Genomic DNA, 20,217 nt, shown 5'->3' with positions numbered 1-20,217 from the left:
ATATTGTTCCACTGTCGTCACTATTTGGGGTGGCACAGGAGAGGATGGGCTGACATAATCCCTGTGCAAAAATACAGTGAGAGAGCAACGTGGCAGACGATTTTTCCCCTGAAGGTCAATTAGCGCAGGCGATCCCCGGCTTCAAGCCCCGTGAGCCTCAGCGTCAGATGGCGCACGCCGTTGCACGCGCCATCGATAAGGCTCAGCCGCTGGTGGTCGAGGCCGGAACCGGCACGGGTAAAACCTATGCTTACCTTGCGCCTGCGCTGCGCGCGAAAAAGAAGGTGATTATTTCCACCGGATCGAAAGCGCTGCAGGATCAGCTCTACAGCCGCGATCTGCCTACCGTAGCAAAAGCGCTGAAATACAAAGGACGCCTGGCGCTGCTGAAAGGGCGCTCAAACTACCTTTGCCTGGAGCGACTTGAACAGCAGGCGCTGGCGGGTGGCGATCTGCCGGTACAAACCCTGAGCGACGTCATTATTCTGCGCGCCTGGGCGAACCAGACTGAAGAGGGCGATATCAGCACCTGCGCGAGCGTGCCGGAAGATTCCCCGGCCTGGCCGCTGGTAACCAGCACCAACGACAACTGCCTCGGCAGCGACTGCCCACTGTATAAAGACTGCTTTGTGGTGAAAGCGCGTAAAACCGCGATGGATGCAGACGTTGTGGTGGTGAACCACCACCTGTTCCTCGCGGACATGGTGGTTAAGGACAGCGGTTTCGGCGAGCTGATCCCGGAGGCGGATGTGATGATCTTCGATGAAGCCCATCAGCTTCCGGATATCGCCAGCCAGTATTTCGGCCAGTCGCTTTCCAGCCGCCAGCTTCAGGATCTGGCAAAAGATTTCACCATTGCCTACCGGACCGAACTCAAAGATACCCAGCAGCTGCAGAAGTGCGCCGACCGCCTGGCGCAAAGCGCTCAGGATTTCCGCTTACAGCTAGGCGAGCCGGGCTATCGCGGCAACCTGCGCGAGCTGCTGGCGGACAAAAATATCCAGCGTGCGCTGCTGCTGCTCGATGATGCCCTGGAACTATGCTACGACGTGGCGAAGCTGTCCCTCGGACGCTCGGCGCTGCTTGACGCCGCCTTCGAGCGCGCCACGCTGTATCGCGGTCGGTTGAAACGGCTGAAAGAGATCAATCAGCCTGGGTACAGCTACTGGTACGAATGTACCTCGCGCCACTTTACCCTGGCGCTCACGCCGCTGACGGTGGCCGATAAATTCAAAGAGGTGATGGCGCAGAAGCCGGGAAGCTGGATCTTCACCTCCGCCACCCTGTCGGTCAATGACGATCTGCACCACTTCACCGAGCGCCTCGGCATTGAGCAGGCGGAATCACTGCTGCTGCCCAGCCCGTTTGATTACGAAAAGCAGGCGCTGCTGTGCGTGCCGCGCAATCTGCCGCTGCCGAACCAGCCGGGTGCGGCGCGGCTTCTCGCGGCGATGCTCAAGCCGATGATTGAGGCCAACAACGGGCGCTGCTTTATGCTCTGCACCTCACACGCCATGATGCGCGACCTCGCCGAGCAGTTTCGCGCCACCATGACCCTGCCGGTGCTGCTGCAGGGGGAAACCAGCAAAGGGCAGCTGCTCCAGCAGTTTGTCAGCGCCGGTAACGCCCTGCTGGTGGCGACCAGCAGCTTCTGGGAAGGGGTGGACGTGCGCGGCGACACGCTCTCGCTGGTGATCATCGATAAGCTGCCGTTCACGTCGCCGGACGATCCGCTGCTTAAAGCGCGGATGGAGGACTGCCGCCTGCGCGGGGGCGATCCGTTTGACGAGGTTCAGCTACCGGATGCGGTCATTACCCTGAAGCAAGGGGTAGGGCGTCTGATCCGCGACGTCACCGATCGCGGCGTGCTGGTCATTTGTGATAACCGGCTGGTTATGCGTCCTTACGGTGCGACCTTCCTCGCCAGCCTGCCGCCCGCCCCGCGTACGCGGGACATTAAACGCGCGGTGCGCTTTCTGGCAAACCCAACGGCGGAGTAATTCGCCCCGGAGTGTGCTAAGATGCGCGCCATTTTGTGACTGACCCTTGCGAGAGCGCGACGACTAATGCGAATTCTGGCTATTGATACCGCGACAGAGGCTTGCTCTGTTGCTCTGTTGAACGACGGTGCTGTTTCTGCCCATTTCGAAGAGTGTCCCCGGGAACACACCCAGCGTATTCTGCCCCTGGTAAAAGCCATTTTAACCCAGGGCAATACCGCCTTAACCGACCTCGATGCCCTGGCCTTTGGCCGCGGTCCCGGCAGCTTTACGGGCGTACGTATTGGCATTGGTATTGCGCAGGGGCTCGCGCTCGGCGCTGATCTGCCGATGATCGGCGTCTCTACGCTCGCCACGATGGCGCAGGGGGCCTGGCGCATGACGGGCGCGACCCGCGTGCTCGCCGCTATTGATGCCCGCATGGGCGAAGTTTACTGGGCGGAATATACCCGCGATGAAAACGGCGTCTGGCACGGCGAAGAGACGGAAGCGGTGCTTAAGCCTGAAGCCGTGACTGAACGCCTGAAGCAGCTGTCCGGCGAGTGGGCGACGGTCGGCACGGGCTGGCCGGCGTGGCCGGAGATGGCGAGCGGCACAGGCGTGACGCTGGTGGACGGCAACATGCTCCTGCCGGCGGCAGAAGATATGCTCCCGATTGCCCGTCAGATGCTTGCGGAAGGAAAAACCGTTGCCGTTGAACATGCGGAACCGGTTTATTTGCGAAACACCGTCGCGTGGAAGAAACTTCCGGGCCGCGAGTGAATCTCAGTAACAGGAACTGAGAAAAAGGAGTCGCATCATGGCGGTTCAGACTAAAGTAGTACGCCTTTTTATGGCAGGCGCGGTTGCCATAGCACTGAGCGGTTGCGTAACCGTACCTGATGCGATCAAGGGCAGCAGCCCGACGCCACAGCAGGATCTGGTTCGGGTGATGAATGCGCCCGAGCTTTACGTCGGCCAGGAAGCCCGCTTTGGCGGGAAAGTGATCGACGTGCAGAACCAGCAGGGGAAAACCCGTCTGGAAATCGCCACCGTACCGCTCGATAGCGGCGCGCGGCCCGTCCTCGGTGAAGCCTCTCGCGGGCGTATCTATGCTGACGTGAATGGCTTCCTCGATCCGGTCGATTTTCGCGGACAGCTGGTGACCGTCGTCGGACCGATTACCGGTTCGGTGCAGGGCAAAATCGGCAACACGCCGTACAAATTTATGACCATGCAGGTGAACGGCTATAAGCGCTGGCGGCTCGCACAGCAGGTGGTGATGCCGCCTCAGCCAATCGATCCGTGGATGTGGGGTCCACATCCTTATCGTTACGGTTATCCGGGATGGGGATGGTATAACCCGGGCCCTGCACAGGTGCAAACGATCGTAACTGAGTAACTTACTGTTATTATTAGGAAAGAGACAGCGGCTCAGCCGCTGTCTCTGTTTTTTTACGGATAAAACGAAAAAAAAGAGTGACGCGCTTCGCAACCTGCAATCTGAACAATTAATAAACTGGTACGCTGAGTTAATATAATGTTAACAAACTGTTTATTATCGGGGCTGTGATGACGACGAACACTCATTTCAGAGGTGATGCATTGAAAAAGGTTTGGCTTAACCGTTATCCCGCAGATGTGCCTGCGGAGATCAATCCTGACCGTTATCAATCCCTGGTTGAATTATTTGAGCACTCGGTAAGACGTTACGCAGACCAGCCCGCGTTTGTGAATATGGGCGAGGTGATGACGTTCCGTAAGCTTGAGGAGCGTAGCCGGGCGTTTGCGGCTTATCTGCAGGAAGGGCTTGGGCTGCAAAAAGGGGATCGCGTCGCGCTGATGATGCCGAACCTGCTGCAATACCCGGTGGCGCTGTTCGGCATCCTGCGTGCCGGGATGATTGTCGTCAACGTCAACCCGCTTTATACGCCGCGCGAGCTGGAACACCAGCTGAACGACAGCGGGGCGGTGGCGATTGTGATTGTTTCTAACTTTGCCCATACCCTGGAAAAAGTGGTCGACAAAACCCAGGTGAAGCACGTCATCCTGACGCGCATGGGCGATCAGCTTTCCACCGCTAAAGGGACGCTGGTTAACTTTGTCGTTAAATACGTCAAACGTCTGGTGCCCAAATACCATCTTCCGGACGCTATCTCTTTCCGCCGCGCGCTGCATGCGGGCTATCGCATGCAGTACGTCAAGCCGGAAGTGGTCTCAGAAGACCTGGCCTTCCTGCAATACACGGGCGGCACAACCGGCGTGGCCAAAGGGGCGATGCTTACACACCGCAACATGCTGGCGAACCTTGAGCAGGTCAATGCCACCTACGGGCCGCTGCTCCATCCGGGCAAAGAGCTGGTGATCACCGCGCTGCCGCTGTATCACATTTTCGCGCTGACCATGAACTGCCTGCTGTTTATCGAACTGGGCGGGCAAAACGTACTGATCACCAACCCGCGCGATATCCCGGGGCTGGTGAAGGAGCTGGCGAAATATCCGTTCACCGCCATGACCGGAGTGAACACCCTGTTCAACGCGCTGCTCAACAACAAAGAGTTCCAGCAGCTCGATTTCTCCACGCTGCATCTCTCTGCGGGCGGCGGCATGCCGGTTCAGCAGGCGGTGGCCGAGCGCTGGGTGAAGTTAACCGGGCAATATCTGCTGGAAGGCTACGGCCTGACGGAGTGCGCGCCGCTGGTGAGCGTCAACCCGCACGATATCGACTACCATAGCGGCAGCATCGGCCTGCCGGTGCCGTCCACGGAAGCAAAGCTGGTGGATGATGAGGGTAACGAAGTGCCGCACGGTGAGCCAGGCGAGCTGTGCGTCAGAGGGCCTCAGGTGATGCTGGGTTACTGGCAGCGCCCTGATGCGACCGACGAGATCCTCAAAGACGGCTGGCTGCACACCGGCGATATTGCGGTGATGGATGACGAAGGCTTCCTGCGCATCGTCGATCGCAAAAAAGATATGATCCTGGTCTCCGGCTTCAACGTCTACCCGAACGAGATCGAAGACGTGGTGATGCAGCACAGCGGCGTGCTGGAAGTGGCGGCAGTCGGCGTCCCTTCCGGCAGCAGCGGTGAAGCGGTGAAGATTTTTGTGGTCAAGAAAGATCCTTCTCTTACCGAGGAAGCGCTGATAACGTTTTGTCGTCGTCAGCTGACGGGCTATAAAGTACCGAAGCTGGTGGAATTCCGCGATGAGCTGCCGAAATCCAACGTCGGGAAGATATTACGACGAGAATTACGTGACGAAGCCCGTGCCAAAGTAGACAATAAGGCCTGAGCTTCACGTTAATCGCCCAGACGCCGGTTAAGCCGGCGTTTTTTATGGGCGCAAACAAAAGAGAATCCGATTTGAATTACCAGATGATCACGACCAACGACGAGCTGGCTTCGCTGTGCGAAGTAACGCGCGACTTTCCTGCCATCGCTCTGGATACCGAGTTTGTCCGTACTCGCACCTATTATCCACAGCTGGGTTTGATTCAGATGTACGACGGTAAGCACGTCTCGCTGATCGACCCTCTCGGCATTACCGACTGGGCGCCGATGCGTGACCTGCTGCTGGATACTGCGGTAACGAAATACCTGCACGCGGGCAGTGAAGATCTGGAAGTCTTTCTGAATACCTTTGGCATCATGCCTCAGCCGCTGATTGATACGCAGATCCTTGCGGCGTTCAGCGGTCGTCCGCTGTCGTGGGGATTTGCCGCCATGGTGGAGGAGTACACGGGCCTGACGCTGGATAAAAGTGAATCCCGTACCGACTGGCTGGCGCGTCCGCTTACCGAGCGCCAGCTGGAATATGCGGCGGCAGACGTGTTTTACCTGCTGCCGATTGCCGGACAGCTGATGAAAGAGGCGGAAGCCTCCGGCTGGCTGTCAGCCGCGCTGGACGAGTGCCGTATGACACAGCAGCGTCGTCAGGAAGTGGTTGATCCGAAAGAAGCCTGGCGCGACATCAGCAACGCCTGGCAGCTGCGTACGCGTCAGCTGGCGTGCCTCCAACTGTTAGCCGACTGGCGCTTACGCAAAGCGCGCGAACGCGATTTGGCTGTTAACTTCGTGGTTCGCGAAGAGCATCTCTGGGCGGTCGCACGCTATATGCCGGGCAGCCTGGGAGAACTGGACAGCATCGGGCTTTCGGGGAGCGAGATCCGCTTCCACGGTAAAACCCTGCTGGCCCTCGTCGCCAAAGCGCAGGAGCTTCCGGAAGAGGCGCTGCCTGAGCCGTTGCTGAATCTGATGGATATGCCGGGCTACCGCAAAGCGTTTAAGGATATCAAAGCGCTGGTGCAGGATGCCGCAACGGAAAGCAAACTGAGTGCAGAACTGCTGGCGTCACGCAGGCAGATTAACCAGCTGCTGAACTGGCACTGGAAGCTAAAACCGCAGAATGGCGTGCCGGAACTGATGGCGGGCTGGCGCGGGGAATTGATGGCCGATCGCCTGAATACGCTGCTGGAAGCATACCCACGCTAAAGAATTGTAGCCCCGGTAAGCGTAGCGCCACCGGGGAGATTGCCGGGCGGCGCTACGCTTGCCCGGCCTACAAAACCACAAACGGTTTAACGAGACTCTTCCGCTTCCGGTAGCGTCACGTTCAGCTCCAGTATCGAAATATCCCCGTCTTTTTGCTCCAGCTGCACCGTCACCATCTCCGGGTCAATCTGTACATACTTACAGATCACTTCCAGGATGTCCTTGCGCAGCTGCGGCAGGTAGTGAGGCTCGGCGTCGCTACGACGACGCTCCGCAACGATAATTTGCAGACGTTCTTTTGCGATGTTGGCGGTGTTCTTTTTCCGCGAGAGAAAAAAGTCCAGTAATGCCATAACTTATCCTCCGAACAGGCGTTTGAGGAAACCTTTCTTCTCTTCTTCAATGAAGCGGAAAGGACGTTCTTCTCCCAGCAGACGGTCAACGGTATCCGCATACGCTTTACCTGCATCTGCCATTGTATCAAGGATCACGGGCTCGCCCTGGTTAGACGCGCGCAGCACGGACTGATCTTCCGGGATGACGCCAACCAGTTTAATGCGCAGGATCTCCAGCACGTCTTCCATGCTCAGCATGTCACCTTTGTTTACGCGACCCGGGTTATAGCGGGTCAGCAGCAGGTGCTCTTTAATCGGATCTTCGCCATTTTCCGCACGACGGGATTTGGAGGCGAGGATGCCGAGAATACGGTCTGAGTCACGCACGGAGGAGACTTCAGGGTTGGTGGTGATAATCGCTTCATCAGCGAAGTAGAGCGCCATCAGGGCACCGGTCTCGATGCCAGCAGGGGAGTCGCAGACAATGAAGTCGAACTCCATTTTTTTCAGCTCGTCGAGCACCTTTTCCACCCCTTCACGGGTCAGGGCGTCTTTGTCACGCGTCTGAGAGGCCGGGAGGATATAGAGGTTCTCGGTGCGCTTGTCTTTAATCAGCGCCTGGTTCAGCGTGGCATCGCCCTGAATGACGTTCACGAAGTCATACACGACGCGACGCTCGCATCCCATGATGAGGTCGAGGTTACGCAGACCGATATCGAAGTCGATAACGACGGTTTTCTTTCCCTTCTGGGCCAAACCAGTAGCGATGGCCGCGCTGGAGGTGGTCTTGCCAACGCCTCCTTTACCCGAAGTAACAACAATAATGCGTGCCATAGAAATTCCTTGTTAAAAAGGGATCAATTCAACGGTTGAACGGTCAACGCGTCGTCTGCCAGAAGCAGGCGAGCCGCTTTGCCATAAAATTCGGCTGGGATCTTGTCGCTCAGCCAATATTCACCTGCGATGGACACCAGTTCCGCCGTCAGGTGAGTACAAAATATTTGCGCGTCCCGATCGCCACTTGCGCCTGCGAGCGCACGTCCACGCATCATACCGTATACGTGAATATTGCCATCTGCAATCAGCTCTGCGCCAGCGCTGACGTGGCTTGTAACAATCAGATCACAGTTTGGTGCATAAATGCGCTGACCGGAACGAACCGGCACATCAATCATTCGCGTTTTTGTGAGAGCGGTAACGTTTTGCGCCGCAGGAGGGGGCGTTTGCACGGCAGCTGGCGCTACACGTGGGGCTTTTTCTTTGCCCTCATTCAGAAGAGGTAGCCCCGCGCGCTCAATTTCTGCTTTCAGCTCGGTATCTTTGCAGCCGCTGATGCCGACAATACGCAGCCCGGTTGAGGAGACCGCCTGCTGGAGAAGTTTCCAGTTCACCGGCGCCTCAAGACCGCTGACGTTGATAACAACAGGGGCGTGCTTCAGAAAGGCGGGAGCCTGGGCGATTTTGTCTTCTAACGCCTGACGAATAACCTCGGGTTTTGCATCATGCAAATGTACCACTGATAAGGTGAAGCTACTGCCTTTAAGCTCGATGGGCGTGTTTGACATCCTGGCCTTACTCAATTTGCTATTAACCGCAGCCATTCGCTGCGATATTCCGAAGAGTATCAGGCATGTTATAGTCAGGAGTATATTGAGGCAAGCAACCACCCATTAATTCAGAGTAAAAACATGTTTTGTGTGATCTACAGAAGTACAAGCCGTGACCAGACCTATCTTTATGTCGAAAAGAAAGACGATTTTTCACGCGTGCCGGAAGAATTAATGAAGAACTTTGGCCGACCACAGCTGGCGATGCTGCTGCCGCTGGACGGCCGTAAGAAACTGGTGAATGCCGATCTGGAAAAAGTGAAAACGGCATTAGCCGAGCAGGGCTATTATTTACAGCTTCCACCGCCGCCTGAGAATTTATTAAAACAGCACCTCGAGGCGAACGGGAAAAAATAGCCTCAGCTGTTTTCGGGCATAACACATCAACCGATTAGGGGTCGAGCATGTATCAACATCATAACTGGCAAGGTGCATTACTGGATTATCCCGTCAGCAAAGTGGTCTGCGTGGGCAGCAACTATGCTAAGCATATTCAGGAGATGGGCAGCGCAACGCCAGAAGAGCCGGTCCTGTTTATTAAGCCCGAGACGGCACTGTGCGACATCCGCCAGCCGCTGGCGCTGCCGCAGGGGCTGGGGTCGGTGCATCACGAAGTGGAGCTCGCGGTGCTGATCGGCGCGACGCTGCGCCAGGCTTCCGAAGAGCATGTCGAGAAAGCGATTGCCGGTTACGGCGTGGCGCTGGATCTGACCCTGCGTGACGTGCAGGGCAAAATGAAGAAAGCGGGGCAGCCGTGGGAAAAAGCCAAAGGCTTTGATAACGCATGTCCGATTTCAGGATTCGTTCCGGTGAGTGAATTTACTAACGATCCGCAGGATACCCCGCTCAGCCTGAAGGTGAATGGCGAGGTTCGCCAGCAGGGCACTACGGCGGACATGATCCACAAGATTGTGCCGCTGATCGCCTACATGAGCCGTTTCTTTACCCTGAAGCCGGGCGATGTGATCCTCACCGGCACGCCGGAAGGCGTGGGCCCGCTCGCCAGCGGGGATGAGCTTGAGGTCGGTTTTAACGGCCTGTCGCTAAAAACCCGCGTGCTGTAACCGAAGCTTGCCGCCTGAAGAGGGCGGCAAAACTTGCAACAACGTGCCAGACTCGTTATAAGGTGCGCTTTCTTTTGACGTGTGGACATCCTGATGAACGACATCCCTTTCTGGCAAAGCAAAACTCTTGACGACATGACCGACGCGGAATGGGAATCCCTGTGCGACGGCTGCGGTCAGTGCTGCCTGCATAAGCTGATGGATGAGGACTCCGACGAGATCTATTTCACCAACGTTGCCTGCAAGCAGTTGAACATTAAAACCTGCCAGTGCCGCAATTACGAACGCCGCTTCGAGTACGAGCCGGACTGCATCAAGTTAACCCGTGAAAATCTGCCGACTTTTGAGTGGTTACCGCATACCTGCGCGTATCGTCTGCTGGCGGAAGGAAAAGATCTGCCGAAATGGCATCCGCTACTGACCGGTTCAAAAGCGGCGATGCACGGCGAGCGTATCTCTGTGCGCCACATTGCGGTGAAAGAGTCTGAGGTGCGGGACTGGGAAGACCACATTATGAATCACCCGAATCGGTGAGAATAAAAAACCCGCCGAGGCGGGTTTTTGCTTTTACCTTCCAAACAAATCGCGTTTCTTCGGTTTGAACAGCTGAGCAATCAGCACCAGCAGCGCCACCACGAAGTAGGCCACAAAAATCCCCACCAGCCACTGCGGCATCTCCAGCGTCAGGAATTCCCACTGACGTACAGAACAGTCACCGGATGCGACAAACACCTGCGGCAGCCACTTATCCAGCGGCAGCCAGCTCGGGAAGCGGGCGGCGAAATCACAGGTCATAAACGGTGATGGATGCAGCTGCATCATGGTGTGCTGCCAGGAAAGCTCAATCCCTTTCCAGGCGCTGTACAGCCAGATTGCAATACCCACATAGCGCAGCGGCGTTTTCGGGGCAATCGCACCCACCAGGCCAGCACCCATAATGCCGAACAGTGCGCAGCGCTCGTAGATGCAAAGCACGCAGGGCTTGAGTCCCATTACGTGCTGGAACCACAGCGCAACCATTTCCAGCGCAAAGGCGGTCAGGGCCATCAACAACCACGCTCCGCGACCGCGGGAGCACTGGTTTAAAAATCTCAACATAATCATTTCCCTGGAACATGCTTAGAAAGCGCAGTGTAAACGAATTTTAATGCGCCGCAAGTATACCCGCTTGTAACAGCCATTGCGTACAGGGAACGAGAGTAATTTTGATGCACAGCAAACCAACAGCGGTAAGCACCAGCGTGTACGGCAGCGCCATCCAGACCATTCTCCCATAAGAAAGTCGTATGAGCGGCGCCAGCGCCGAGGTCAGCAGGAAGAGAAATGCCGCCTGGCCGTTCGGTGTCGCAACTGAGGGCAGGTTTGTTCCGGTGTTGATGGCCACCGCCAGCAGTTCAAATTGCCCGGTGCTGACAATCCCTTGCTCCATCGCCGCTTTGGCCTCATTGATGTACACCGTCCCGACAAAGACGTTATCGGAAATAGAGGATAGCAGACCGTTAAATAAATAGAACAGCGTAAGCTGCGAGTCCGGCGAGGCCTGGAGCACAAATGCGATAATCGGTGCGAACAGGTGTTGGTCAATAATCACCGCCACGACCGCAAAGAAGACTGCCAGCAGCGCGGTAAAAGGCAGGGCTTCGGTAAAGGCTTTGCCGATAGCATGTTCGTCCGTTACCCCGCTAAAGGTGGTCGCAAGAATAATGACGGAGAGGCCAATCAACCCGACTTCGGCAAGATGCAACGCCAGCGCGGCGATAAGCCAGATGCCGATGATCCCTTGGGCAATCAGACGCAGCATCTCCTGGCGCGTGCGCTGTTTGCGGCTCTGCTCGTCAAATTTATGCAGTTCATTGCGGACCGGCTCAGGCAGCTGTGCGCCGTAGCCGAACAGTCTGAATTTTTCGACCAGAATGCAGGTTGCTAACCCGCAGACCAGCACAGGCACGCTGACGGGGGCCATGCGCAGGAAAAATTCGCCAAAATGCCATTCTGCCGCTTTCGCGATGATCAGGTTTTGCGGCTCGCCCACCATGGTCATCACGCCGCCCAGCGCCGTACCGACCCCCGCGTGCATCATCAGGCTGCGCAGAAATGCGCGGAACTGTTCCAGCACGTCGCGGTTATGCGCCTCGACGTGGCTATCGTCCTGCAAATCATCACTCGGGCGAGAGGAGGCCACGCGGTGATAAATGCCGTAAAATCCAACGGCGACGCTGATCACCACCGCGACGACGGTGAGCGCATCCAGGAAGGCCGACAGAAAGGCGGCGGCAAGACAAAACGCCAGCGAGAGGATGGTTTTTGACGGAATGCTCAGCAGCAGGCGGGTGAAGATAAACAGCAGCAGCTGTTTCATAAAGTAGATACCGGCCACCATAAAAATGAGCAGCAGGAGCACTTCAAGATTGGAGGCCAGCTCTGCTTTGACATGCTCTGCTGACGTCATGCCGATGACCACGGCCTCAAACGCCAGCAAACCGCCTGGCAGCAGGGGATAGCACTTCAGCGCCATGGCCAGGGTGAAGATAAACTCCGCCACAAGCAGCCATCCGGCGATAAACGGATCCACACTAAAAATGAGGGGATTAACGACCAGGAAAACCAGCAGTATCAGTTTGTACCAGTCAGGAGAATGACCTAAAAAATTGCGCCACAGCGCGCGCCCAAAAGAAATTTCCACAACAGACGTCCTTCCCGTCAAGTAATACAAAACATCAGTATACGCAAAAATCGCGGCCCGGAGGCGGATAAGCCCGCATTGTAAATTTCACAAAAATGAAACGGCGATCCCCTTTTCTCACTTTGCCGCGCTACCTGCCGCTGCGCGCCTCTGGTATGATGAGTCCAATTTGCAAAAGCTGTGTAATGGAAATCTCACTATGGTCATTAAGGCGCAGAGCCCGGCGGGTTTCGCGGAAGAGTACATCATTGAAAGCATCTGGAATAATCGTTTCCCTGCGGGGTCCATTCTTCCGGCTGAACGCGAACTCTCTGAACTGATTGGCGTCACTCGCACCACGCTGCGTGAAGTGCTTCAGCGACTGGCGCGTGATGGATGGTTGACGATCCAGCACGGCAAGCCAACAAAGGTAAATAACTTCTGGGAAACCTCGGGGCTGAACATTCTTGAAACGCTGGCGCGCCTCGACCACGAAAGCGTGCCGCAGCTGATTGATAATCTGCTCTCCGTGCGCACCAACATCGCGACTATCTTTATTCGTACCGCTTTCCGTCAGCATCCGGAGGATGCGCTTGCGGTGCTGGCCAGCGCGAATGAAGTTGAAGATCACGCCGATGCCTTTGCCACCCTCGATTACAACGTGTTCCGCGGCCTGGCGTTTGCCTCCGGCAACCCGGTTTACGGCCTGATCCTCAACGGCATGAAAGGGCTCTATACCCGCATTGGTCGCCACTATTTTGCCAATCCTGAAGCCCGCAGCCTGGCGCTGGGCTTCTACCATAAGCTGAGCAAACTCTGCACCGAAGGCCTGCACGATCAGGTTTATGAAACCGTGCGCCGCTACGGCCACGACTCCGGCGAAATCTGGCACCGTATGCAGAAAACGCTGCCGGGCGATTTAGCGATTCAGACCCGCTAAAAGAAAAACCTCTCATACGAGAGGTTTTTTTCGTCGGGTGGCGGCTACGCCTTACCCGACCTACGGGGTTTGCAGGCCCGGTAAGCGCAGCGCCACCGGGCAAAAAAGCTGCACTACAGGGTATTCAACCGCGCCGGGCAGCGATCCAGCAGCTCCACGCTGCCGTCCTCATTCTGCTGCTCCAGCTGCACGTCAAAGCCCCACAGGCGGTGCACGTGCTTCAGCACCTCTTTACGTCCTTTATCGAGCGGCGCACGGTTGTGCGGGATATAGCGCAGCGTCAGGGAACGGTCGCCGCGCAGGTCCACGTTCCACACCTGAATATTGGGTTCAAGGTTGCTCAGGTTGTACTGGGAAGAGAGGCGAGAGCGGATCTCACGGTAGCCTTCCTCGTTGTGGATCGCCGAGATCTCCAGATAGTTGTTACGGTCATCGTCCAGCACGGTGAAGAAGCGGAAATCACGCATGATCTTCGGTGACATAAACTGGCTGATAAAGCTCTCATCCTTAAAGTCGCGCATCGCAAAATGCAGCGTTTCCAGCCAGTCAGAGCCGGCGATATCCGGGAACCAGTACTTGTCCTCTTCCGTCGGCGACTGGCAGATGCGTTTAATATCCTGGAACATCGCAAAGCCCAGCGCATACGGGTTAATCCCGCTGTACCACGGGCTGTTGTAGGGCGGCTGGAACACCACGTTAGTATGGCTGTGGAGAAATTCCATCATGAAACGCTCGGTGACTTTCCCTTCGTCATACAGGTGGTTGAGAATGGTGTAGTGCCAGAATGTCGCCCAGCCTTCATTCATCACCTGGGTCTGTTTCTGCGGATAGAAATACTGGCTCACCTTGCGCACGATGCGCAATATCTCACGCTGCCATGGCTCCAGCAGTGGGGCGTTCTTCTCCATAAAATAGAGCAGGTTTTCCTGCGGCTCGGACGGATAACGACGCGCTTCGGCGATCGTTTTTTCCTCCTCACGCTTCGGCAGGGTACGCCATAGCATGTTCACCTGGCTCTGCAGATACTCCTCGCGGCTTTTCTGCCGGGCTTTCTCCTCCTGCAGAGAGATTTTCTGCGGGCGCTTATAGCGGTCCACGCCGTAGTTCATTAGCGCGTGGCAGGAGTCGAGCAGCTTCTCCACCTCGTCCACGCCGTAGCGCTCTTCGCAGTCGGTAATGTATTTACGCGCGAAGATCAGGTAATCAACGATGGAGCTGGCGTCCGTCCAGCTGCGGAACAGGTAGTTATTTTTAAAGAAGGAATTATGCCCGTAGCAGGCGTGCGCCATCACCAGCGCCTGCATGGTAATGGTGTTCTCTTCCATCAGATAGGCGATACACGGATTGGAGTTAATGACGATCTCATACGCCAGCCCCTGCTGGCCGTGCTTATACAGCCGCTCCGTTTCAATGAATTTTTTACCAAACGACCAGTGCGGATAGTTGATCGGCATCCCGACGCTGGAGTAAGCGTCCATCATCTGTTCGGAGGTAATCACCTCAATCTGATGGGGATAGGTATCCAGGCGATACAGCTTTGCCACCCGGTCGATTTCGGCGAGGTAGACATCCAGCAGCTCGAAGGTCCAGTCGGGTCCATCGCTCAGACGTGTGTTGTCCTTGTTCAGGGAATCAATAGTAGCCATTAGCGCGCCCTCGTTGTGGGTGCTCTCTCTGTCTGGAGAGCCTCCTTTCAAGCATAGATCAACGTGTTAAAAAGCGTGCTGGCGCAGAAATTTTTTCTTTGCGATTTCTCGTTTTTGATACGGCAAAAAAAGGGTGCGCATCAGCATTTTATGCTGGTTAAAAATAAAGCTCAGCAGGAGATCCCAAATTATCCCTGTCCCCTGATGCTGGGGGATGTGTGAGGTAAGTCACCATAAAAAAGTCATATGTTGAATAATATTTTCAACTAGGTTATCAATCTGTAATTAGATGATTGTTCTTTTGCTCATAATGGAGTGGCTATGCGTGTTGTCATACTGGGAAGTGGTGTCGTTGGCGTAACCAGCGCCTGGTATTTAAGTCAGGCGGGACATGAGGTTACCGTTATCGATCGTGAATCCGGCCCGGCGCTTGAAACCAGTGCGGCAAACGCCGGTCAAATCTCTCCCGGCTATGCGGCCCCGTGGGCGGCACCGGGCGTGCCGTTGAAGGCGATCAAATGGATGTTCCAGCGTCACGCGCCGCTGGCCATCAGCCTTGACGGCACGCAGTTCCAGCTGAAGTGGATGTGGCAGATGCTGCGCAACTGCGACACCCGCCACTACATGGAAAACAAAGGGCGCATGGTGCGTCTGGCGGAATACAGCCGCGACTGCCTCAAAGCCCTGCGCGCCTCGACGGGTATCGAGTACGAAGGCCGTCAGGGCGGCACGCTGCAGCTGTTCCGCACCGAACAACAGTATGAAAACGCCACCCGCGATATCGCCGTGCTGGAAGATGCCGGTGTACCTTATCAGCTGCTGGAGGCCAGCCAGCTGGGTCAGGTTGAACCCGCGCTGGCCGAAGTGGCCCACAAACTGACCGGCGGTCTGCGTCTGCCGAACGACGAAACCGGCGACTGTCAGCTCTTTACCCAGCGTCTGGCGCACATGTGCGAGCAGGCAGGCGTGACGTTCCGCTTCAACACCTCTGTCGATAAATTGCTGTCGGAAGGCGAAAAAATTTACGGCGTGAAGTGCGGCGACGAGGTGATCAAGGCGGACGCCTATGTGATGGCGTTTGGTTCCTACTCTACCGCCATGCTGAAAGGCATTCTTGATATTCCGGTCTACCCTCTGAAGGGCTACTCGCTGACCATCCCGGTGAAAGAGGAGAGCGGGGCGCCCGTGTCGACCATCCTGGATGAAACCTACAAAATCGCCATTACCCGCTTTGATAACCGTATTCGCGTCGGCGGCATGGCGGAGATTGTCGGCTTTAACACCGAACTGCTGCAGCCGCGTCGTGAAACGCTGGAGATGGTGGTGGGCGATCTCTTCCCGCGCGGCGGTTTTGTTGAGCAGGCGACGTTCTGGACCGGCCTGCGTCCGATGACGCCGGACGGCACCCCGATTGTCGGGCGCACGCCGTTCAAAAACCTGTGGACCAATACCGGACACGGTACGCTCGGCTGGACGATGGCCTGCGGATCGGGCCAGCTGCTGAGCGACCTGATTTCCGGGCGCACGCCGGCAATTCCGTTTGACGATTTAAGTGCTGCGCGCTATCAATCAGGATTCACGCCAGCGCGTCCTCAGCATCTGCACGGCGCGCATAACTAAGGAGTTGTCATGTCCCGTCCTGTTCTGGCTCAGCTGGATCTGCAGGCCCTGAAGGAAAACCTGCAAATTGTTCGCCGGGCAGCACCTGGTTCGCGCGTCTGGTCGGTCGTCAAGGCGAACGCCTACGGCCACGGTATCGATCGTATCTGGAGCGCGCTCGGCGCGACCGACGGCTTTGCGTTACTCAATCTCGAAGAGGCCATCCTGCTGCGCGAGCGCGGCTGGAAAGGGCCTGTTCTGCTGCTGGAGGGGTTCTTCCACGCGGACGATCTGCCGCTGCTGGATAAGTACCGATTGACCACCAGCGTGCACAGCAACTGGCAGATTAAAGCCATTCAGGATGCGAAGCTCCACGCTCCGCTGGATATTTATCTCAAGGTAAACAGCGGCATGAACCGTCTGGGCTTCCAGCCCGAGCGAGTTCATACGGTCTGGCAGCAGCTGCGCGCTCTGAAAAACGTCGGCGAAATGACGCTGATGGCGCACTTTGCCGATGCGGAAAAACCGGACGGCATTGTGGATGCCATGGTCCGCATTGAGCAGGCGGCGGAAGGGCTCGATTGCCCGCGCTCGCTGTCAAACTCGGCGGCCACGCTGTGGCATCCTGAAGCTCACTATAACTGGGTACGTCCGGGGATCGTTCTGTACGGTGCGTCTCCTTCAGGGCAGTGGCAGGATATCGCCAACAGCGGCCTGAAGCCGGTTATGACCCTGCGCAGCGAGATCATCGGCGTGCAGACGCTGAAGACGGGCGACACGGTAGGCTACGGCAGCCGCTACCGGGCGAAGGGCGAGCAGCGTATCGGCATCGTCGCGGGCGGTTATGCCGACGGCTACCCGCGCATCGCGCCGACCGGTACGCCAGTCTGGGTGGATGGCGTTCGCACGGGCACGGTAGGGACGGTCTCAATGGATATGCTGGCGGTTGACCTCACGCCATGCCCGCAGGCAGGGATCGGTTCTCCGGTCGAGCTGTGGGGCAACGAAATCAAAATTGATGACGTGGCGGCCGCGGCGGGAACGGTTGGCTATGAACTGTTGTGTGCGCTGGCACCGAGAGTGCCGGTTGTGACGGTGTAACTTGTACGTGTGCCGGGTGACGCGAAGCCGCCACCCGGTAAAAAAACGCTACTCCGCGTCCTCTTCCATCGGCCTCAAACCGACCTTCCGCACCGCGTTATCTTCTTTTTCGGCAACCGTCCAGATCATCCCGGCAAACTCAACCTGATCGCCCACGACCGGGGCAGCGCCAAGCCGCTGTTGGATGATTTCGCCCAGCGTTTGCGGGTTATCACCCTCTTCAGCTCCTTCATCCAGGCCATAAATCAGCGCCACATCCGCAAATTTGGCGCTGGCTTCAAGAATAAAGTCGCCGAAGAAGCGCTGATCCAGCGCCACGGGAGGCGACTGGCTGAACAGCTTGCCCAGCGCGGGCAGGTCGCGCTCGCGGCCAATTACGCAGAGAATATCCCCTTCGCGCAGGCGGGTGCTGCCGGTAGGGTGCAGCAGGACATTATCGCGGAACAGGGCGGCAATGCGCGTTTCGGCCGGCATATGCAGATCGCGCAGCGAGGCCCCCACGCACCATTTATCAGCGCTCAGCTGATAGACGAACTGTTCCCACGGGTTTTCCGGATGAATATCCAGCCCCACGCGCGAAACCGGCCAGCCCACGGGGGGCACCACCACTTTGGCTTTTTTTGCCGCCCACCCGAGCGAGGTTCCCTGGAACAGCAGGGAAATCAGTACCACGAAGAACGCCACGTTGAAAAACAGCCGCGCGTTATCCAGACCGGCCATCATCGGGAAGACCGCAAGAATAATCGGCACCGCGCCGCGCAGGCCAACCCAGCTGATAAAGACGCGCTCTCGCAGGTTAAAGCCGCGAAACGGCAGCAGACCCGCAAACACGGACAGCGGACGGGCGAAGAAGATCATCCACGCCGACAGCAGAAGCGCCGGAACGGCAATAGGCAGCAGGTCAGATGGCGTCACCAGCAGGCCCAGCACCAGGAACATGCCGATTTGCGCCAGCCAGGCCAGCCCGTCGAAGTTCTGCAAAATGGCGTGACGGTTACGAATAGGGCGGTTGCCCATCAGGAACCCGCAGAGGTAAACCGCAAGAATACCGCTGCCGTCCAGCGCGGTGGTGACGGCAAAAATCAGGATCCCGCCGCTCAGCGCCAGCAGAGGGTAAAGCCCCGAGGGCAGCGAGATGCGGTTAATGGTCTGCTGTAACAGGTATCCCCCCGCCAGGCCGATGACAATCCCCAGCCCGAACTGCTGCAGGATATGTAAGGCAAACATCCAGCTCAGGCCCGTCTCGTGCTGCTGAATCATCTCTATCAGCGTGATGGTCAGGAACACCGCCATCGGATCGTTACTGCCGGATTCAATCTCAAGCGTTGAGCCAACGCGTTCGTTAAGCCCTTTACCGCCAAGCAGGGAAAAGACCGCCGCCGCATCGGTAGAGCCAACGATTGCGCCAATCAGCAAGCCTTCCATCAGATTGAGATGGAAAAGCCATGCGGCCATCATCCCGGTGAGGCCGGAGGTGATCAACACGCCGACGGTCGCCAGCGACAGCGCAGGCCCCAGGGCCACGCGGAAGGAGCTTGCCTGAGTGCGCATCCCGCCGTCGAGCAGGATCACCGCCAGTGCGAGGTTACTCACCATGTAGGCGAAGGGATAGTTATCGAAGGGGATACCGCCGATGCCGTCAACGCCGGCCAGCATGCCGATGGCAAGGAAAATAACAAGAATGGGTATGCCGAGACGCGATGAAAATGAACTTAATAAAATACTGCTGGTTACAAGTACAGAACCCAAAATGAAAAGGCTGATTATCGCTGCGGCATCCAATGTTATCTTACTCCCACCTCAATGTTAACGCTGTTACTAAAACCCTAACATATTAACAACGGTAACAGCGTTTTATTAAGGGGGTTTTTTATGCTTTTATGACCGGATGACCGCCGATCGTTAACCGACTGCCCGAAACATCATGTGTAAGCGTGGCCTGCGCGCCCAGCGCAAGGGTAACGGTCTTCTGCTCATGGCCGAAATCCAGACCGGTGATAACCGGAATATCCAGCCGCGAGCGGATGAAGTCGACCATCGTTTCCAGGGAGTAGCCCGCGTCATAGTCATTCGGGGCCGAGCCGCTGAAGCTGCCCAGCACAATCGCGGACTGGCGATCGAGAATACCGGCATGATAAAGCTGCAATAACATGCGCTCGACGCGGAACGGATGTTCGTTGATATCTTCCAGCACCAGAATGCCGTCCTCGATTTGAGGCATCCACGGCGTGCCGATGAGCGAGACCAGCATCGCCAGGTTACCGCCCCACAGCTGGCCCTCACATTCCCAGTGCGGCCCATTCCCCTGCCACTCGACGCTGTAGGTGGGATTGCGCAGTGCGCGCCAGAAATGCTCCACGGTGAACGCGTCCAGTTCCGGCGCGCCGAAGTTACCGGCCAGCATCGGGCCGCTAAACGTAATGACGTTATGCTGCGCCAGCAGACCAAGCTGGATGGCGGTGAAATCGCTGTGGCCGCATATCAGCAGCGGATCCTGCTGCTGGCGCTGCGCCAGGCCCTGCCAGTCGATGCTCTCCAGCAGCCTGCTCGCACCGTAGCCGCCGCGCACCGCAAGGACTATTCGGTTTTCACCCTTCAGGTTCACCAGACTATTGATATCATTCAGCCTCTGCGCTTCTGTTCCGGCAAAACGCTGCTGGCGGCGCGGGATAATTGTCTGATTTTCTACCTGGTGGCCGGATTCCAGTAAGCGCTGAACGCCCCGCTGCGCCGCGTCCTGGTTAATGCAGTAGCCCGACGGCGCGATGAGATGAAACTGAGACATGGCAATTCC

The 20,217-nt window shown here is 57.0% G+C and carries 19 protein-coding genes; 11 read left to right on the top strand and 8 right to left on the bottom strand.

Annotated elements, in window-relative coordinates; all coding sequences use genetic code 11:
• Nucleotides 1-89 precede the first annotated feature (89 nt).
• The 5 genes from URZ40_RS08290 (at nucleotide 90) to rnd (ending at nucleotide 6,469) form a co-directional block, all read left to right on the top strand.
• A complete protein-coding gene (locus URZ40_RS08290; RefSeq protein WP_023325496.1) occupies nucleotides 90-2,000 on the top strand; it encodes an ATP-dependent DNA helicase in 1,911 nt (636 codons plus the stop codon).
• A 66-nt stretch (nucleotides 2,001-2,066) separates the two neighbouring features.
• On the top strand, nucleotides 2,067-2,762 hold the full coding sequence (tsaB, locus tag URZ40_RS08285; RefSeq protein WP_320720304.1) for a tRNA (adenosine(37)-N6)-threonylcarbamoyltransferase complex dimerization subunit type 1 TsaB: 696 nt from the start codon (nucleotides 2,067-2,069) through the stop codon (nucleotides 2,760-2,762).
• 37 nt (nucleotides 2,763-2,799) lie between these two features.
• A complete protein-coding gene (locus URZ40_RS08280) occupies nucleotides 2,800-3,381 on the top strand; it encodes a Slp family lipoprotein (protein WP_233003057.1) in 582 nt (193 codons plus the stop codon).
• A gap of 203 nt (nucleotides 3,382-3,584) precedes the next feature.
• Complete coding sequence (gene fadD / locus URZ40_RS08275) at nucleotides 3,585-5,270, top strand: long-chain-fatty-acid--CoA ligase FadD (protein ID WP_162874940.1); 1,686 nt, start codon at nucleotides 3,585-3,587, stop codon at nucleotides 5,268-5,270.
• Between the two features lie 83 nt (nucleotides 5,271-5,353).
• Complete coding sequence (gene rnd / locus URZ40_RS08270) at nucleotides 5,354-6,469, top strand: ribonuclease D (RefSeq protein WP_163329956.1); 1,116 nt, start codon at nucleotides 5,354-5,356, stop codon at nucleotides 6,467-6,469.
• Nucleotides 6,470-6,555: 86 nt separating this feature from the next.
• Here the strand turns inward: rnd and minE are convergent, their stop codons facing one another.
• Genes minE through minC form a run of 3 tightly spaced genes read right to left on the bottom strand, consistent with a single transcriptional unit; the run spans nucleotide 6,556 to nucleotide 8,369 of the window.
• Nucleotides 6,556-6,822 carry a cell division topological specificity factor MinE gene (minE, locus tag URZ40_RS08265; RefSeq protein ID WP_024909868.1) on the bottom strand — a complete coding sequence of 89 codons (267 nt, stop codon included), beginning with the start codon at nucleotides 6,820-6,822 and terminating at the stop codon, nucleotides 6,556-6,558.
• A 3-nt stretch (nucleotides 6,823-6,825) separates the two neighbouring features.
• Nucleotides 6,826-7,638, bottom strand: a complete 813-nt coding sequence (minD, locus tag URZ40_RS08260; RefSeq protein WP_008500505.1) for a septum site-determining protein MinD — start codon at nucleotides 7,636-7,638, stop codon at nucleotides 6,826-6,828.
• 23 nt (nucleotides 7,639-7,661) lie between these two features.
• Entirely contained in the window at nucleotides 7,662-8,369 is a 708-nt protein-coding gene (minC, locus tag URZ40_RS08255) for a septum site-determining protein MinC (RefSeq protein ID WP_233003056.1), read from the bottom strand.
• Between the two features lie 123 nt (nucleotides 8,370-8,492).
• On the opposite strand from minC, the gene URZ40_RS08250 reads away from it, so the two are divergent.
• The 3 genes from URZ40_RS08250 (at nucleotide 8,493) to URZ40_RS08240 (ending at nucleotide 10,009) form a co-directional block, all read left to right on the top strand.
• Nucleotides 8,493-8,768: a YcgL domain-containing protein gene (locus URZ40_RS08250; RefSeq protein ID WP_024909870.1), complete on the top strand. Its 276-nt coding sequence runs from the start codon at nucleotides 8,493-8,495 to the stop codon at nucleotides 8,766-8,768.
• Nucleotides 8,769-8,815: 47 nt separating this feature from the next.
• Complete coding sequence (locus URZ40_RS08245) at nucleotides 8,816-9,475, top strand: fumarylacetoacetate hydrolase family protein (protein ID WP_116339277.1); 660 nt, start codon at nucleotides 8,816-8,818, stop codon at nucleotides 9,473-9,475.
• A gap of 93 nt (nucleotides 9,476-9,568) precedes the next feature.
• Entirely contained in the window at nucleotides 9,569-10,009 is a 441-nt protein-coding gene (locus URZ40_RS08240; RefSeq protein ID WP_023336059.1) for a YcgN family cysteine cluster protein, read from the top strand.
• A gap of 33 nt (nucleotides 10,010-10,042) precedes the next feature.
• Here URZ40_RS08240 and dsbB read toward each other — a convergent pair whose 3' ends face one another.
• Complete coding sequence (gene dsbB / locus URZ40_RS08235) at nucleotides 10,043-10,573, bottom strand: disulfide bond formation protein DsbB (RefSeq protein WP_320720299.1); 531 nt, start codon at nucleotides 10,571-10,573, stop codon at nucleotides 10,043-10,045.
• Nucleotides 10,574-10,619: 46 nt separating this feature from the next.
• Complete coding sequence (gene nhaB / locus URZ40_RS08230; protein WP_320720298.1) at nucleotides 10,620-12,158, bottom strand: sodium/proton antiporter NhaB; 1,539 nt, start codon at nucleotides 12,156-12,158, stop codon at nucleotides 10,620-10,622.
• 199 nt (nucleotides 12,159-12,357) lie between these two features.
• Between nhaB and fadR the strand changes: the two genes are divergently transcribed.
• A complete protein-coding gene (gene fadR, locus URZ40_RS08225; RefSeq protein WP_023336056.1) occupies nucleotides 12,358-13,077 on the top strand; it encodes a fatty acid metabolism transcriptional regulator FadR in 720 nt (239 codons plus the stop codon).
• Between the two features lie 113 nt (nucleotides 13,078-13,190).
• Here fadR and URZ40_RS08220 read toward each other — a convergent pair whose 3' ends face one another.
• Nucleotides 13,191-14,723, bottom strand: a complete 1,533-nt coding sequence (locus URZ40_RS08220) for a SpoVR family protein (protein ID WP_100170101.1) — start codon at nucleotides 14,721-14,723, stop codon at nucleotides 13,191-13,193.
• Between the two features lie 321 nt (nucleotides 14,724-15,044).
• Between URZ40_RS08220 and URZ40_RS08215 the strand changes: the two genes are divergently transcribed.
• Together URZ40_RS08215 and dadX are read left to right on the top strand one after the other, a co-directional pair.
• Nucleotides 15,045-16,343 carry a D-amino acid dehydrogenase gene (locus tag URZ40_RS08215; protein ID WP_116339282.1) on the top strand — a complete coding sequence of 433 codons (1,299 nt, stop codon included), beginning with the start codon at nucleotides 15,045-15,047 and terminating at the stop codon, nucleotides 16,341-16,343.
• A gap of 9 nt (nucleotides 16,344-16,352) precedes the next feature.
• On the top strand, nucleotides 16,353-17,423 hold the full coding sequence (gene dadX / locus URZ40_RS08210; protein WP_320720296.1) for a catabolic alanine racemase DadX: 1,071 nt from the start codon (nucleotides 16,353-16,355) through the stop codon (nucleotides 17,421-17,423).
• 48 nt (nucleotides 17,424-17,471) lie between these two features.
• Here the strand turns inward: dadX and URZ40_RS08205 are convergent, their stop codons facing one another.
• Together URZ40_RS08205 and ldcA are read right to left on the bottom strand one after the other, a co-directional pair.
• Nucleotides 17,472-19,205, bottom strand: a complete 1,734-nt coding sequence (locus tag URZ40_RS08205; RefSeq protein WP_116339286.1) for a potassium/proton antiporter — start codon at nucleotides 19,203-19,205, stop codon at nucleotides 17,472-17,474.
• Between the two features lie 88 nt (nucleotides 19,206-19,293).
• On the bottom strand, nucleotides 19,294-20,208 hold the full coding sequence (gene ldcA / locus URZ40_RS08200; RefSeq protein WP_163329897.1) for a muramoyltetrapeptide carboxypeptidase: 915 nt from the start codon (nucleotides 20,206-20,208) through the stop codon (nucleotides 19,294-19,296).
• Between the last annotated feature and the right edge of the window lie 9 nt (nucleotides 20,209-20,217).

Origin of the sequence: Enterobacter sp. 296B2 (assembly GCF_034106185.1) — a bacterium.
Classification (GTDB): domain Bacteria; phylum Pseudomonadota; class Gammaproteobacteria; order Enterobacterales; family Enterobacteriaceae; genus Enterobacter; species Enterobacter cloacae_N.
The sequence above is the reverse complement of the archived record's forward strand: the minus strand, read 5'-3'. Positions and strand labels throughout refer to the sequence as shown.

Coding starts and splice junctions, on each gene's coding strand:
- minD (WP_008500505.1), bottom strand. CDS start 7,638: ATGGCACGCATTATTGTTGTTACTTCGGGTAAAGGAGGCGTTGGCAAG.
- tsaB (WP_320720304.1), top strand. CDS start 2,067: ATGCGAATTCTGGCTATTGATACCGCGACAGAGGCTTGCTCTGTTGCT.
- URZ40_RS08245 (WP_116339277.1), top strand. CDS start 8,816: ATGTATCAACATCATAACTGGCAAGGTGCATTACTGGATTATCCCGTC.
- URZ40_RS08280 (WP_233003057.1), top strand. CDS start 2,800: ATGGCGGTTCAGACTAAAGTAGTACGCCTTTTTATGGCAGGCGCGGTT.
- ldcA (WP_163329897.1), bottom strand. CDS start 20,208: ATGTCTCAGTTTCATCTCATCGCGCCGTCGGGCTACTGCATTAACCAG.
- URZ40_RS08220 (WP_100170101.1), bottom strand. CDS start 14,723: ATGGCTACTATTGATTCCCTGAACAAGGACAACACACGTCTGAGCGAT.
- dadX (WP_320720296.1), top strand. CDS start 16,353: ATGTCCCGTCCTGTTCTGGCTCAGCTGGATCTGCAGGCCCTGAAGGAA.
- rnd (WP_163329956.1), top strand. CDS start 5,354: ATGATCACGACCAACGACGAGCTGGCTTCGCTGTGCGAAGTAACGCGC.
- URZ40_RS08240 (WP_023336059.1), top strand. CDS start 9,569: ATGAACGACATCCCTTTCTGGCAAAGCAAAACTCTTGACGACATGACC.
- minE (WP_024909868.1), bottom strand. CDS start 6,822: ATGGCATTACTGGACTTTTTTCTCTCGCGGAAAAAGAACACCGCCAAC.
- URZ40_RS08215 (WP_116339282.1), top strand. CDS start 15,045: ATGCGTGTTGTCATACTGGGAAGTGGTGTCGTTGGCGTAACCAGCGCC.
- fadR (WP_023336056.1), top strand. CDS start 12,358: ATGGTCATTAAGGCGCAGAGCCCGGCGGGTTTCGCGGAAGAGTACATC.
- minC (WP_233003056.1), bottom strand. CDS start 8,369: ATGTCAAACACGCCCATCGAGCTTAAAGGCAGTAGCTTCACCTTATCA.
- URZ40_RS08250 (WP_024909870.1), top strand. CDS start 8,493: ATGTTTTGTGTGATCTACAGAAGTACAAGCCGTGACCAGACCTATCTT.
- dsbB (WP_320720299.1), bottom strand. CDS start 10,573: ATGTTGAGATTTTTAAACCAGTGCTCCCGCGGTCGCGGAGCGTGGTTG.